At 63.3% G+C, this 13,292-nt stretch carries 12 protein-coding genes; 2 read left to right on the forward strand and 10 right to left on the reverse strand.

Annotated elements, in window-relative coordinates:
- Positions 1-85: 85 nt before the first annotated feature.
- From ispG to AC30NL_RS14040, 8 genes are all read right to left on the reverse strand, one after another.
- Positions 86-1,378, reverse strand: coding sequence for a flavodoxin-dependent (E)-4-hydroxy-3-methylbut-2-enyl-diphosphate synthase (ispG, locus tag AC30NL_RS14005; protein ID WP_489464609.1), 1,293 nt, complete (start codon positions 1,376-1,378; stop codon positions 86-88).
- A 9-nt stretch (positions 1,379-1,387) separates the two neighbouring features.
- Complete coding sequence (locus AC30NL_RS14010; protein ID WP_489464610.1) at positions 1,388-2,347, reverse strand: helix-turn-helix domain-containing protein; 960 nt, start codon at positions 2,345-2,347, stop codon at positions 1,388-1,390.
- Positions 2,340-3,224, reverse strand: a complete 885-nt coding sequence (pilW, locus tag AC30NL_RS14015; protein ID WP_489464611.1) for a type IV pilus biogenesis/stability protein PilW — start codon at positions 3,222-3,224, stop codon at positions 2,340-2,342. Before pilW ends, AC30NL_RS14010 begins: the two co-directional genes overlap by 8 nt.
- Positions 3,221-4,384 (reverse strand): dual-specificity RNA methyltransferase RlmN, encoded by a 1,164-nt coding sequence (rlmN, locus tag AC30NL_RS14020; RefSeq protein ID WP_489464612.1) that lies wholly within the window; start codon positions 4,382-4,384, stop codon positions 3,221-3,223. The genes pilW and rlmN overlap by 4 nt, the downstream gene beginning before the upstream one ends.
- Positions 4,385-4,419: 35 nt before the next feature.
- Positions 4,420-4,845, reverse strand: coding sequence for a nucleoside-diphosphate kinase (gene ndk / locus AC30NL_RS14025; RefSeq protein ID WP_489464613.1), 426 nt, complete (start codon positions 4,843-4,845; stop codon positions 4,420-4,422).
- Positions 4,846-4,948: 103 nt separating this feature from the next.
- Positions 4,949-7,096 (reverse strand): pseudouridine synthase, encoded by a 2,148-nt coding sequence (locus tag AC30NL_RS14030; protein WP_489464614.1) that lies wholly within the window; start codon positions 7,094-7,096, stop codon positions 4,949-4,951.
- On the reverse strand, positions 7,093-7,977 hold the full coding sequence (gene scpB, locus AC30NL_RS14035) for an SMC-Scp complex subunit ScpB (RefSeq protein ID WP_489464615.1): 885 nt from the start codon (positions 7,975-7,977) through the stop codon (positions 7,093-7,095). The genes AC30NL_RS14030 and scpB overlap by 4 nt, the downstream gene beginning before the upstream one ends.
- 280 nt (positions 7,978-8,257) lie before the next feature.
- Positions 8,258-9,268 carry an RluA family pseudouridine synthase gene (locus AC30NL_RS14040; RefSeq protein WP_489464616.1) on the reverse strand — a complete coding sequence of 337 codons (1,011 nt, stop codon included), beginning with the start codon at positions 9,266-9,268 and terminating at the stop codon, positions 8,258-8,260.
- Positions 9,269-9,327: 59 nt separating this feature from the next.
- Between AC30NL_RS14040 and AC30NL_RS14045 the strand changes: the two genes are divergently transcribed.
- Positions 9,328-10,128 carry an outer membrane protein assembly factor BamD gene (locus tag AC30NL_RS14045; RefSeq protein WP_489464621.1) on the forward strand — a complete coding sequence of 267 codons (801 nt, stop codon included), beginning with the start codon at positions 9,328-9,330 and terminating at the stop codon, positions 10,126-10,128.
- Between the two features lie 13 nt (positions 10,129-10,141).
- On the opposite strand, the gene yoaA is transcribed toward AC30NL_RS14045, so the two are convergent.
- On the reverse strand, positions 10,142-12,133 hold the full coding sequence (gene yoaA, locus AC30NL_RS14050) for a DNA repair helicase YoaA (RefSeq protein ID WP_489464617.1): 1,992 nt from the start codon (positions 12,131-12,133) through the stop codon (positions 10,142-10,144).
- On the reverse strand, positions 12,130-12,333 hold the full coding sequence (locus AC30NL_RS14055; RefSeq protein WP_489464618.1) for a YdcH family protein: 204 nt from the start codon (positions 12,331-12,333) through the stop codon (positions 12,130-12,132). Before AC30NL_RS14055 ends, yoaA begins: the two co-directional genes overlap by 4 nt.
- A 74-nt stretch (positions 12,334-12,407) precedes the next feature.
- On the opposite strand from AC30NL_RS14055, the gene AC30NL_RS14060 reads away from it, so the two are divergent.
- A complete protein-coding gene (locus AC30NL_RS14060) occupies positions 12,408-13,175 on the forward strand; it encodes a PP2C family protein-serine/threonine phosphatase (protein WP_489464619.1) in 768 nt (255 codons plus the stop codon).
- Positions 13,176-13,292 lie beyond the last annotated feature (117 nt).

Here is a 13,292-nt window from a genome sequence, read left to right on the forward strand (position 1 = left end):
TGAACGGAGTTGCAGTGTTCAAGGTCTTGACCAGCCGCCAAGGCCCTCGCCCTGACCCTCTCCAGCGAGAAAGGGAACCGTTTTCTTATCCAAACCGCTTCTCGATATAGTCCTCGACCAGCGTTTGGAACTCCTGCGCAATGCGCTCGCCGCGCAGCGTCAATGCCTTCTCGCCGTCGATGAACACGGGCGCGGCCGGCGCTTCGCCAGTGCCCGGCAGGCTGATGCCGATGTCCGCGTGCTTGCTTTCACCGGGGCCGTTGACGATGCACCCCATCACAGCCACCTTCATCTTCTCGACGCCCGGGTAGCGTGATTTCCACACTGGCATTTGCGCGCGCAGGTAGTCGTCGATCTGCTTGGCGAGCTCCTGGAACGTGGTGCTCGTCGTGCGACCGCAACCGGGGCACGCCGTAACGCTCGGATTGAATGCGCGCATGCCCATAGATTGGAGAATCTCCAGCGCCACAACCACCTCTTGTGTGCGAGCTTCCCCCGGCTGAGGCGTGAGCGACACTCGAATGGTGTCGCCGATGCCTTGCTGCAGCAGCAGTGCAAGCGCCGCAGTGGATGCGACCGTGCCTTTGGTACCCATGCCAGCTTCGGTCAAGCCCAGATGCAGCGCGTAATCGCAGCGCTTGGCCAGCGCTTGGTACACGCTCACGAGGTCCTGCACGCCGGACATCTTGCACGACAGGATGATCTGGTCCGCCCGCAGCCCGACGTCTTCGGCGCGTCGCGCCGATTGAAGCGCCGACGTGATAATCGCGCGGTACATGATCTGTTGCGGCTCGAACGGCTCAGCGAGTTTGCCGTTCTCGTCCATCATCTGCGCTAGCAGTTCTTGGTCAAGGCTTCCCCAGTTGACGCCGATGCGAACCGGCTTGTCATACTTGGCGGCGACTTCGACCATCTGCGCGAACTGTCTGTCGTGCTTGTCGCCCTTGCCCACGTTTCCGGGGTTGATGCGGTACTTGCTCAGCGCCTCGGCACAGCCCGGGAAGTCGGTCAAAAGACGGTGCCCGTTGTAATGGAAGTCGCCCACCAGCGGCACATCGATGCCCATGCGGTCAAGTTGTTCGCGAATGTGCGGCACAGCGGCCGCGGCCTCAGGCGTGTTAACGGTGATTCGAACCATCTCCGAGCCAGCAATGGCAAGTTCTTTCACCTGCACGGCCGTCTCGATGACGTCGACCGTGTCGGTGTTGGTCATCGATTGCACACGCACTGGCGCATCGCCGCCCACGGTGACGATGCGCGAACCCCAACCTACCGCGACCTGCTTCGTGCGCCGCGCTGCGGGCGACGCGTGCTCGATGAAGGCATGCTCATCGAACGCGAGATCTGCTGCAGCCAGAGGGCTTCGAAAGTCATTCATCTTGCAAACCTACTTCAATTCGAACCGGGCCACGTTGTTCTGTGTGTTCGCCGCCAGATCGAGAGGCTGGCCGCGATAACTTACTTTGGTGGTCCGAGCGTTGCCGATCTTCAGCCGCAAGGGCGCATCGCCGTCGACCGCCACAGTCTCACCGGCCTGCACGGTTCGGGCGATCAACAGATTGGCACGCGCATCGCGAACCTCGATCCAGGACGACTCCTTGGCATGAATTTGCAGCGCGGCGGCCGTTGCTCGTGCCTTTTCGGTACCGGCCGCATTGGCAGCCATCGGAACAACGATGTCGGGCGAAGCAATTGAACTCGTCGGCGCACTCGCGGAAGAACTCGATACAGCCGGAGCGGATGCAGCATTGCCAGTGGGCGTCAGCGTGGTTTCGACGACCGGCGGCGGCGGCGCCATCATCACTGACTTCATTCCGGCGGGCGAACTGTCGGCTCCAGCCGGTGCGCTCGCGGCCTGCGGGCCCTGCAAGGACTGCAGGCTAGCGAGCCAGCCGCTAGGCACGAAGTACACCACGCCCGTGGCAACCAGGATCAACAACACGCCCCAAACGGCCGGCTTGCCCACGCCCGTCCAGTCGCTGGGCTCGCGACGGCCCGGGCGGTCGCGAAAAGGCGCATTGATGCCCTCGTCAATGTGTTCGAGTCGGTAACCCGAAGCGGCGGGCAGCAAGGCCAGTACAGGCGCCGGGTCGATCTTCATGGCACGGCACACGGTCTGTGCGAGCGCGCGCGTGAACGTGGCATCGGGCAGTTCGTCGAAGCGGTCGCCTTCGAGAGATTCAAGCTTCTTTTGCGCCACCTTGATGGACGCAGCCAGCGCGGCGATGTGCAGGCCCTGCGCCTGCCTCGCCTCACGCAGAATGGCTCCCGCAGTTTTCACGGCGTTCGTCTGCGATGGTATGAGGGCTTCACCGTCGGCACCATGGCGCGAATCGACCTCACTCATCGAACTTCCCCTGATCGAAGGCCGATGCCTCGCGCGATTGCGGGAAGCGGCTGCGCAATTGCGAGCCGAACTCTTGCACGCCCTGGCGGTTGCCCAAACGCTGCTCGATGCGCGCGGCTAGCCACAGGGTTTGCGCATTGGTCATGTTGCTGGTGTTGTTCACGCGGCGGATGTAGTAGCGGGCACGCTCATATTCGCCGCGATGGAACAGAACTTCAGACAGATTGACTGCCGTGACCGGATTGGCCGGGTCGATTTCATACGAACGCGTCAAGGTGCCCTCGGCCTGCGTCCATTCCCCTGCGCGCGCCTGGCACACACCCTGGGTTAGCAAGGTGCGCGGCGAGTCGCGGTACTGTGGTATCGACAATGCCTGCAGAAACATCGTTTCAGCCTCGGGGAAGCGCTTTTGCTGGCACAAATACCAACCGTAGTTCTGCATGGTGTCTGCGTCGCGCGCGTCGATTTGCAGTGCGTGGCGGAAGCTCTCTTCGGCAAGCCGGTCGTCGCCGAGACCTGCGTAAATGAGGCCGCGCAGATTGAATGCCGGCGCGTAGTTCGGGTCGGAGGCGATCGCGAGCTTCACCTCGTCGAGCGCCGTGGTCAGTTGCCCGCGCCCGAAATAGGCCGACGCCAACTCCATCCGAACACGAGCCCGTTTGGTCGATTCGGGTTCGTCGGAGGCGGTGACGCGGTCCTTGCTGTCCGACGACAACGCCGTCGTTGTCGTTGTCGTTCTTCCGAAGGCGGAATCGTTGGTCGACACGCCTCCCGTCGAAGAAGTGGATGTCGTGGTGCACGCACCCAGCAAAGCCCCGAGCATGATGGTCGGGGCCCAACACCAGATGCGCCGCAGCGCGCGAGCGTCCCAACTCATGCCTTCGTCTCCTGCATGTTGTGCGTGTCGTCCCGGCCCTGTGGGCCTTCACGAAGAATTCGAATCGGCGAGCGCGTCGAAATGCGCTCCTTGACGCGGGTCCTGTCTTGCACTTCGCCGGCGAGCTGTCCGCACGCCGCGTCGATATCGTCGCCGCGCGTCTTGCGAATGGTCGTCACTACGCCGGCATCTTGCAGCACGCGAGCGAACGCGGTGATACGCTCGCGCGGCGAACGTCTGAGGCCGGATTCGGGGAAAGGATTGAACGGAATCAGGTTGAACTTGCACGACACTTTGTCGCGCACGAGGTTCACAAGCTGACGAGCATGCTCCGGCGTATCGTTCACGCCATCGAGCATGCAGTACTCGAAGGTAACGAAGTCGCGCGGCGCCGCATCAAGGTAGCGATTGCAGGATGCCAGGAGCTCTTCGATCGGATACTTGCGATTCAGCGGCACCAGGTCATCGCGCAGCGGATCGTTCGGAGCATGCAACGACACGGCGAGCGCCACCGGGCAATCGTCGCGCAAGCGGTCGATCATCGGCACCACGCCCGAAGTCGACACCGTCACTCGGCGGCGCGACAGGCCATAGCCGTGGTCGTCGAGCATCATGCGAAGCGCCGGCACAAGCGCCGAGTAGTTTTGCAGTGGTTCGCCCATGCCCATCATCACGACATTCGTGATAGCCCGTTCGCCTTGGGCGAGCTTCAGGCGCTTGCGAAGATGGTGTTCAGCAAACCAGAGCTGCGCGATGATTTCGCCGGTGGTGAGATTGCGACTGAAGCCCTGATGGCCGGTGGAGCAAAAACGACAACCGACCGCGCAGCCCGCCTGCGAGGAGACGCACAAAGTGCCGCGATCATCTTCGGGAATGAACACCGTCTCGACGGCGTTGCCGCCCCCGACGTCGAACAGCCACTTGATGGTGCCATCGTTCGATGCCTGCTCGCTCGCGATGGTCAGCGACTTGATGCTGGCGGTGCCGGCGAGCTTCTCGCGCAATGACTTCGCGAGGTCGGACATCTGCGTGAAGTCAGATGCCCCTTTGTGATGAATCCAGCGGAACAGCTGGGTCGCGCGAAAACGCTTCTCCCCGAGCTGCTCGCAGTGCGCCGCCAGCCCATCCAGATCGAATTCCAGCAGGTTGACGACGCTCATCTTTGCGGCCTCAAAAAACGAGGCAGACAGCCGTCTTAGCGGCTGTACACATTCATGCCGGGAAAGAAGAACGCGATTTCGACTGCCGCCGTTTCAGGGGCGTCGGAGCCGTGCACGGCGTTTGCATCGATGCTGTCAGCGAAGTCGGCGCGGATGGTGCCCTTTTCCGCCTTCTTCGGGTCCGTTGCGCCCATCAGGTCACGGTTCTTGAGGATGGCGTTGTCGCCTTCGAGCGCCTGGATCATCACTGGGCCCGAGATCATGAACGTCACGAGGTCGTTGAAAAAAGGGCGGGCCTTGTGCACGGCGTAGAAGGCTTCAGCTTCGCCACGCGACAGGTGGGCCATCTTGGCAGCGACGATCTTGAGACCTGCAGCTTCGAAACGCGAGTAGATCTGGCCGATCACATTCTTGGCCACGGCATCGGGCTTGATGATCGAAAGGGTACGTTCGAGCGCCATGTTTTTTCTCCTGGAATCAAAGTCTTGGCAAAGACTTGCATTGTATCGCTTGAACACATTCGAGCTTGTTCTCACCGGGGACGGGCAGGCAAGGCGGTCACGATCAGCGACCGCGACGGCCGCCACCGCCGCCTCCAAATCCACCGCCGCCTCCGCCACCCCCACCGAAGCCGCCACCACCACCGCCGCCTCCGCCCCCCCCACCGAAGCCACCACCACCGCCACCGCGATTGCCGCCCCGGCCACCACCGCCTCCGCGGTTGCCCTTTCGATGAAAGGCGTCGGCGCCGATGTAGCCGACGGAAGTCTGAAGCGGATCGGGTTCCCGCGCGCCGCCCTTCTTCGGTCCAGGATTGGGGCCACTACCGCCCGAGCCAAAGCCGCCGCCGCCGCTTCGAAAGCCGCGTCCGCCGACCGACGTCCGCGGGTTCTGTACGAAGCGTTTGTCGAAGGTCTGCTCCAACGGATTCGGAATGCGGGAGTGATCGATTTCCTCGTCACCATCGAAGTCGCGGTCGTCCCGATCGCGCGGGATGTCGGCGCGCATTGGCTCCGGCGGGCGACCCGGACGCGGCCCGTTGCGCGAGCCGCGGTCGTTTCTGTCGTTGCGCGGACCACGATCGGTCCGGTCGTTACGCTTGTTGTTGCGCCCGCCCGCACCCCGCTCCTCACGGCCTTGGCCCTGACGCTGCTGGCCGTGGCCTTCACCGCCGCCGGCGAGGCGACGAATGGCACGGACATCGTCTTGGCCCAGGTCAACCCACACGCCACGCTTGAGACCGCGCGGCAGCACCACTGTGCCGTAGCGGATGCGGATCAGGCGGGACACGGTCAAGCCCACCTCGTCGAAGAGCTTGCGCACTTCCCGATTGCGACCTTCGGTGATGACGACGCGGTACCAGTGGTTGGCACCCTCGCCGCCACCGTCTTCGATGGACCGGAAGCTGGCCGTCTGGCCGTCGACGGTTACGCCGTCGAGCAGTTCGGCCTTCGAGTCCTCGTCGAGCTTGCCGAGCACGCGCACCGCATATTCGCGCTCTACGCCGAAGCGCGGATGCATCAACTGGTTGGCGAGTTCGCCCGAATTTGTAAAGAGCAGCAGGCCCTCCGTGTTCAGGTCGAGGCGCCCCACCGACTGCCACTTGCCCTGCTGCAGGCGTGGCAGGCGACGAAACACTGTCGGGCGATGCTGCGGATCGTCATTGGTCACGACCTCGCCTACCGGCTTGTGATACGCAATGATGCGTGGCGGCGGCGGCACGATGCGCACCTTGACGGGCTTGCCTTCGATGGCGATGCGATCGCCAAAGCAGATGCGCTGGCCGACGTGGGCCGTCTGGCCGTTGACTGCCACCTTCCCGTCGAGGATCGCCTGTTCCATGTCGCGGCGGGAGCCGACGCCGGCCTGCGCGAGAACCTTGTGAAGCTTGGGCGCGTCGGGTTCGGGTAGCAGCACGCGCTTGTGCGGGACGGGCTCTTCGGCGGCTTCGCCGTCGACGTCGAATTCGCCGGACAGAACCTGCGCGAAGACTTCGCCCGGGTCGGCCGGCGGGAGGTTGGGGGTAGGCTCGGCGGCGGGTGTGCCGTCGTCTTCGTCATCGCCGTCATCAGCGCTGACTTGGTGGCGGGCCTCGTCCGAACCGCCTTCGTTCACAAAACCCTCGCCACGGCCGCGCTTACGGTCACGGCGATTGCGTCGGCGCGAACGCTCCGATCGCGGGCCGCCCTCGCCCGAACTTTCCGTGTTGGGCACGCCCTCGGCGGACACCTCGGAACCACCGCCTTCGCCGCCTGAAACGGGCGGAACCGTTTCATGGGCCAAGTCTTGAGATGGTGCAGGCTTCATCGGATCTCCGAGAGGCGCGACGGCGATAGGCACGGGCACTTCAGCGACCGGCTCTGGCATCAATTCCATCTGCGCCGCTTCGACCTTCGACTTGGCACGCTTACGTGCAGGCTTTGCGACCGCCACGGCCGGTTGGGCAGTCGGTTCGGAAGGAGCGATTTCCGCCGCAACTTCCGAAGCCTTCACCGCACGACGCTTGCGTGCAGGCTTCGGACTTTCTCCCTCGGCTTCCGCGGACGTTGACTCGGCAGCGAGCACCGCCTCGACCGGAGCGGCTTCCGTGGCCTTCACCGCTCGCTTACGGCGCACAGTCTTGGCCGGCGCGTGCTGGCCTTCATCACCCGAGGGTGCCGGAGCCTGAGCTTCGGTGTCCGAATTGGTCGCATCATCTGCGTTGGCGTTCATGCTTGAGGTTCCGTCGGAGCGGCATCGGCCGCAGGCTCAGTTGAAGGAAGGGAAGGATCTGTGCGGGATTCGTCGGCGAGCTCGCCGGATGTGGTCGCCTGATTGGGGTGGGGCTCGACGTCAGCGCGAAGAACCTCGTCGGCTGCCGGAACTTTGTCTCCGTCAGAGGGGACGAAACTGCCGTCGTGCGTTTCATCGGCCGAGTCCTGGACAGACACGGCGACGCCACTTGGCTCAATGGTCTCGCCAAGTTCGATCGCGGAGCCATCCACTACCGGTTGCCCGGCATCATCAAGTGCGAGAGCTGCCTGCGGATCGATCAACGACGGTTGCCCGGCAAGGCTTTCGGACATCTTGTCCACGCCTTCACCGGTCGCACCGATCAAAGGCAGCTGCTCCAGGCTCGCGAGCCCAAGGTCGTCGAGGAACTGCTTTGTCGTCGCCAAAAGCGCAGGCCGTCCGGGCGCTTCTCGATATCCGATCGCTTCAACCCAGCCGCGGTCTTCGAGCTGCTTGATGATCTGGCTCGCCACAGTCACGCCGCGGATGTCTTCGATGTCGCCGCGTGTGACCGGCTGCCGGTAGGCAATGATCGCCAACGTTTCCATCACGGCCCGGGAATACTTCGGCGGCTTCTCTGGATTCAGCCGATCGAGGAATTCGCGCATTTCTGGTCGGCTCTGGAAGCGCCAGCCTGTGAACAGCGGCACCAGCTCCACGCCGCGGCCCTCCCAGTCGCGCACCAACTCGTCGAGCATGGCACGAAGGGTGTCTGGGCCGATCTCGTCGGCGAAAAGAGCACGCATGTCTCGCAGCGGCATGGGCTGCTGAGCACAGATGAGCGCTGTCTCTAGGACGCGCTTTGCATCCTGTGTGTTCATGAAACTTCGTTCACATACTGGGCCGGTTGTGCCGGCTGCTTGGGTCAGAGGGTCTCGAATTCAACCAATCAGCCTCGACGGCCTTGCCCTCATTCACTTGGGGCAGGTGCGTCGCTTGACGGCATTGCTGGTGGTCCGTGGGTTCGTCGCGCACCTCGCGTGGAACCCGTCGTCGCGCCCTCGGGGCGCGGCCCACTTCACGCTTGCCGCCAATGTGGCCTCGAGGCCCACGGGAAAAATGTCGGCAATGTCATGAAGGATCGCAGCATTGTATCGAAGCTCAGGCGTTGCGGTCCGTGGGGTTATCAATCTGTTGCCATGCGGCTGCAAAATCGGCCGGCGGTTCAGCCGCGAAAGAGAGCGGCGTGTCTAGCAGCGGATGCTGAAAAGCCAGCTTCGCCGCATGGAGCGCCTGGCGTTGCATGCCGAGCGCGGACGAGCCGCCGTAAACGGTGTCGCCGACCAATGGATGTCCCTTTGACGCCAGGTGCACGCGAATCTGGTGTGTCCGCCCGGTGTGCAGCGTGCAACGCAGCCCGCTGTATGTACCGCCGCTTTTCACCACATCCACGTCGGTTCGAGCAGGCTTGCCCGAGGCAACCACGGCCATGCGGACCCTTGATTTCGGATCGCGGCCAATGGGCGCGTCGATGCGCATGCAATCGGATCGTGGAATGCCGTGGGCGATGGCCAGGTATTCGCGGTGGACGTGCCTCGCCGCAATCTCTCGCACCAGCGCCGTCACCGCTTGCAAAGTCTTACCGACGACCATGAGCCCCGACGTGTCCTTGTCGAGTCGATGCACGATGCCGGCCCGAGCCAGCGTCGCCGCGACGCGGTGATGGGCGAGCAGGCCGTTCAGAATCGTGCCCGACCAGTTGCCCGCCGCAGGGTGCACGACGACGCCTGCGGCCTTATCCAGAACCAGAAGGTGCTCGTCTTCGAACACGATGGACAACGGCACAGACTCCGGCCGGAACGCTTGGCTTTCCGCCGTGGGAACGAGTTCGACAACGATTCGCTGGCCAGCCAGCACCTTGCGTGACGCCGATGTCGCCACCCTCCCCTCGACCGTGACGTGCCCGGCGTCAATCAGGGTCTGCAGGTGGCTGCGTGAAAACTCCGGCACAAATGCAACGAGCGCCCTGTCCAAGCGCACGCCGTGCATGGTGTCACCCACGGCGCTTTCGCGCCTCTCAGGCTCGTCCGCAAAAGGACTGTCCGGGTCGGCCGCCACCTCGGCATCGACCAGGGAATCGTCCGAACCCTGAACCCTATAATCCGGACTCATTTTTCGACGGGACGGCGGTGCGTGTCGCACCCCATCAGGACATGGATTTGAAGCATTCGGTGGTTCGGGCCTCGGGCCTTGTAATGTCGGTTCTGGTGGCCTCGTGGCTCGTCGTCGGCTGCGGTACGTCGCCGAAGGACGAAACCTCGGGCTGGTCGACCGACAAATTGTATTCAGAGGCCAAGAGCGAAGCCGCCAGTGGCAATTACGAGCGCGCAGGCAAGCTCTTCGAACGGCTCGAAGGCCGCGCCGCCGGCACGTTGCTGTCGCAGCAAGCAGAGATCGAACATGCCTACGTGCTTTACAAGATGGGCGAGAAGGCGCAAGCGCTACAACTGCTCGAACGGTTCGTGAAGCTGCACCCGACGAGCCCGGCCATAGACTACGCACTTTACCTGCAAGGCCTCATCAACTTCAACGACAACCTCGGCATTCTCGGCAGCTTCGCTCGCCAGGACTTGTCCGAGCGCGACCAGCAGGCTTCGCGAGATGCATTCCAGGCATTCAAGCAACTGGTCGAGCAGTTTCCACAGTCGCGCTACGCCGAAGACGCTCAGGTTCGGATGAACTACATCACGAACTCGCTCGCCGCCTACGAAGTGCACGTTGCCGGCTACTATTTCCGCCGAGGTGCCTACGTGGCCGCCGCAAACCGCGCGCAGCAGACAGTGAACGAGTTCCAGCAATCGCCGTCAACCGAAGAAGCGCTCTTCATCATGATGCGCAGCTACGACAAGCTCGGCCTTACCCAGTTGCGCGACGACGCACAACGCGTGCTGAGCCAGAACTACCCGACGAGCCAGTACCTGACGGCCGAGGGCCTTCGCACCAAGACCCGCGCGTGGTGGCAGTTCTGGTGATCTGACCGGTCGTTCAAACGAACGGCAGGCCGATACCTGAGATCTCGGCGAGCCAGGCCAGCGCCTCTTCCTGCGACATCACCTGCGTCATTGGCGGCAAGGCCTCGCGCAAGCGACGCCCGTAGTTCATACCGGCCAATCGCGGATCACAAACCACGAGCAATCCGCGGTCTGTTTCGCTTCTGATCAAACGGCCCGCACCCTGCTTCAATGACACTGCCGCCTCGGCGACAAAGTAGTCGGCGAAGGGGTTGCGCCCTTCCCGCTCCAAGCGCTTCACCCGCGCTTCGACCAGAGGATCGTTCGGCGGCGGGAACGGCAGCTTGTCGATCAACACGCACTGCAGTGCGTCGCCGGGCACGTCGATGCCTTCCCAAAAACTTTGCGAGCCTACGAGCACGGACCTCGGCTGGGCGAGGAATTGCTGCATCAGTTGTCGCTTGGGCACCTGCCCCTGCAGCAGTACCTGGATGTCATCGCCCTGCCTGTCAAAGTCTTCTTGTAACTGTTCGCCGATGGCTTGCAGCGCGCGCAGCGTCGTGGTGAGCACGAAGGTCCGCCCGCCCAGCGCACGGGCACACTCGGCGGCCAGACACCCTACCGCGTTCGGGTGATCGGGCTCGTTGGGTTTCGGAAAGTTGCGAGGCACGTAGAGCCGTGCGTGATTCACGTAGTCAAAGGGGCTGCCCACGCGCAATGTCGTTGCCTCGTCGAGCCCGGCCGACTCCGTGAACCAGCTCAGACGCTCGTCGTCACCAAGCGTGGCTGAGGTGAAAATCCAAGCCTTGCGCGCACGGCCGATCTGCTCGCGCAAAGCGTCGCGAATGTCGAGCGGCGACTCGACCAGCCTGCACTGATGCGGCGTGAGATCTATCCAGCGGACATTACCGACATCCGCCTCCTGAGTGAAAGCCTTTGCCAACGATGCGAGCTGCGAGGCGCGTTCGCCGAGCTTGTCGAAATCGGGGCCAATCTCGCTGACGGCATCGAGCGCTTCCTTGGCCTGAGCGCAGCTTGTCGCCAACGCAGCCAGCGCTTCAAGGAAATCGTTCCGGTCCCCGCGCTCTTCCCACCGAAGCTTCAGGTTGCCCCGCACCTCGCGCATCGCACCCGCACAAGCCATCCGCAGGTCACGGGCAGCACGGTCGCATCCGGCCGCGATGTCTTGCCAGGGTGCGAGGCCCCGAGCCTGCTGCAGGCCAATTCCGAGCATGTCGCGGGCAAAGTCGATCACTTGTCCGCTTCCGAGCGTCGTTCCGAGGAATTGCACGCCCGCTTCGGCGAGTTGATGCGCTTCGTCGAACACAGCCACTTCCACACTTGGCAGCAGTTCGGCAACACCGCTGTCGCGCAGGGCCATGTCGGCAAAGAACAGGTGATGATTTACCACCACCACGTCGGCGACCATCGCATCGCGCCGAGCCTTCATCACATGGCATTGCCGATACTCAGGGCAATCGGTGCCGAGGCAGTTCTCTCGCGACGAGGTCACGAGCGGGATCACGTTGCTTCGCTCGTCCAAGCCTTCCATCTCGGCGAGGTCACCGGCCACCGTCTTGTGGGACCACTGCTCCACCTTGGCAAGCGTGCGCACCGCCCAACGATCGGGAAGTTGCGCCGATTGCCGCGCCTGGTTCATCCGGTGCAGGCAGAGGTAGCTGGCCCTGCCCTTGAGCAAGGCCACGGTCACGGGCAATTGCAGCGCCTCGCGAAGCCTGGGCAAGTCACGCAGGAACAACTGATCCTGCAGGCTCTTCGTCGCAGTGCTGATCAAGGCCCGCGCGCCCGACAGCAGCGTCGGCACCAGATAAGCGAAGGTCTTGCCAACACCAGTGCCCGCCTCGGCCACCAGCGCCTCGCGTGCATCGATGGCACGCGCCACCTGCAGGGCCATGTGAAGCTGCACGTCGCGCTCGACGTAGCGTGCGTCGGCCTGCGACAACGAACCGCCGCGCGCAAACGCGTGCGACACGGCCTCATGCAATGCGGTGGGCGTGTCGATCATGCAGGCTCGGGAGGGTCCAGTTGGGCTTCCAGCCTGCAGATCTGGTCGCGAAGCGCGAGGCGGCGCTTCTTCAGCCGGCGCAGGACGAGTTCGTCGTCCGGGCGCTCTATGGATGCCTTGTCGATCAGGCTGTCGAGATCGGCGTGTTCCATGCGAAGCTCGATGAGCCTGCGTGGCAGGGAATGTAGGTTGTCGTTCATGGAGCGCGGTCAAGCGCCTTTATTCGCGCTAATCCCGCGATGGCGGGAAATGCAAAACGATTATAGTTTTCGCCATGAGCACCACGACGCTGGGTTATCGCCTTTCGGCCGCCACTGGCCTTCATCGAGGTGATCGCGCCTACCAGCAGGACCAGGTGCAAATCCTCCCACACACCCGCGTTCCGGGCTGCGCCCTTGGCGTGCTAGCCGATGGAATGGGGGGCAAGAGTGGCGGCAGAAAGGCTGCCGACCAAGTCATTCTCACCGCCCAACAATTGTTCGAGCGCTATGTGCCTGCGCGCGACGATGCCGCCGAAGCCTTGAAGCAATTGGTGCTCGAAGCGCACCTCATGATCAAACTCACGGCCATCACCTCCGAAGAAGAACCGCACAGCACGGTCGCAGCCTTCATCGTGAGCCCCAATCGCGAGTGCGACGTCATCCATGCCGGCGACTCGCGGATATATCACTTCCGCGGGCCGGAGATGGTGACGCGCACCATCGATCATTCCTTCGTTCAACGGCTCGTCGACGAGGGTCAGCTTTCCGAGGAGGAAGCCAACAACCATCCGCAGTCGAACCTGTTGACCGGCTGCCTGGGCACGACTCAGGATCCTCCTTTGAGCTCAGGGCACGTCGATCGACTAGAAATCGGCGACAGCGTCCTGGCCTGCAGCGACGGGCTGTGGCATTACTTCACCCCAAAGGAACTGGGCGCCATTGTGCATGCATTGCCGCCGCGCGAAGCCAGCGAGATGTTGATAAGCAAGGCTCGGCAACGGGCGCGTGGCGGCGGCGACAACCTGTCGCTTGCGTTGATCAGAGTCGATCCCCTGAGCTGATCAGGACATGGCCCGAAATAAGTTCCCGTTTTGGGGGCGCTGGGCGGGATGCGATGCAAGGCGCTCCGAGCGCCGTGTGGCGAGCCACACAAGTGAGGAGCAACGCCGCAGCGCGCC

Origin of the sequence: Rhizobacter sp., from assembly GCA_021153565.1 — a bacterium.
In the GTDB taxonomy this organism is placed as follows: Bacteria; Pseudomonadota; Gammaproteobacteria; order Burkholderiales; family Burkholderiaceae_C; genus Albitalea.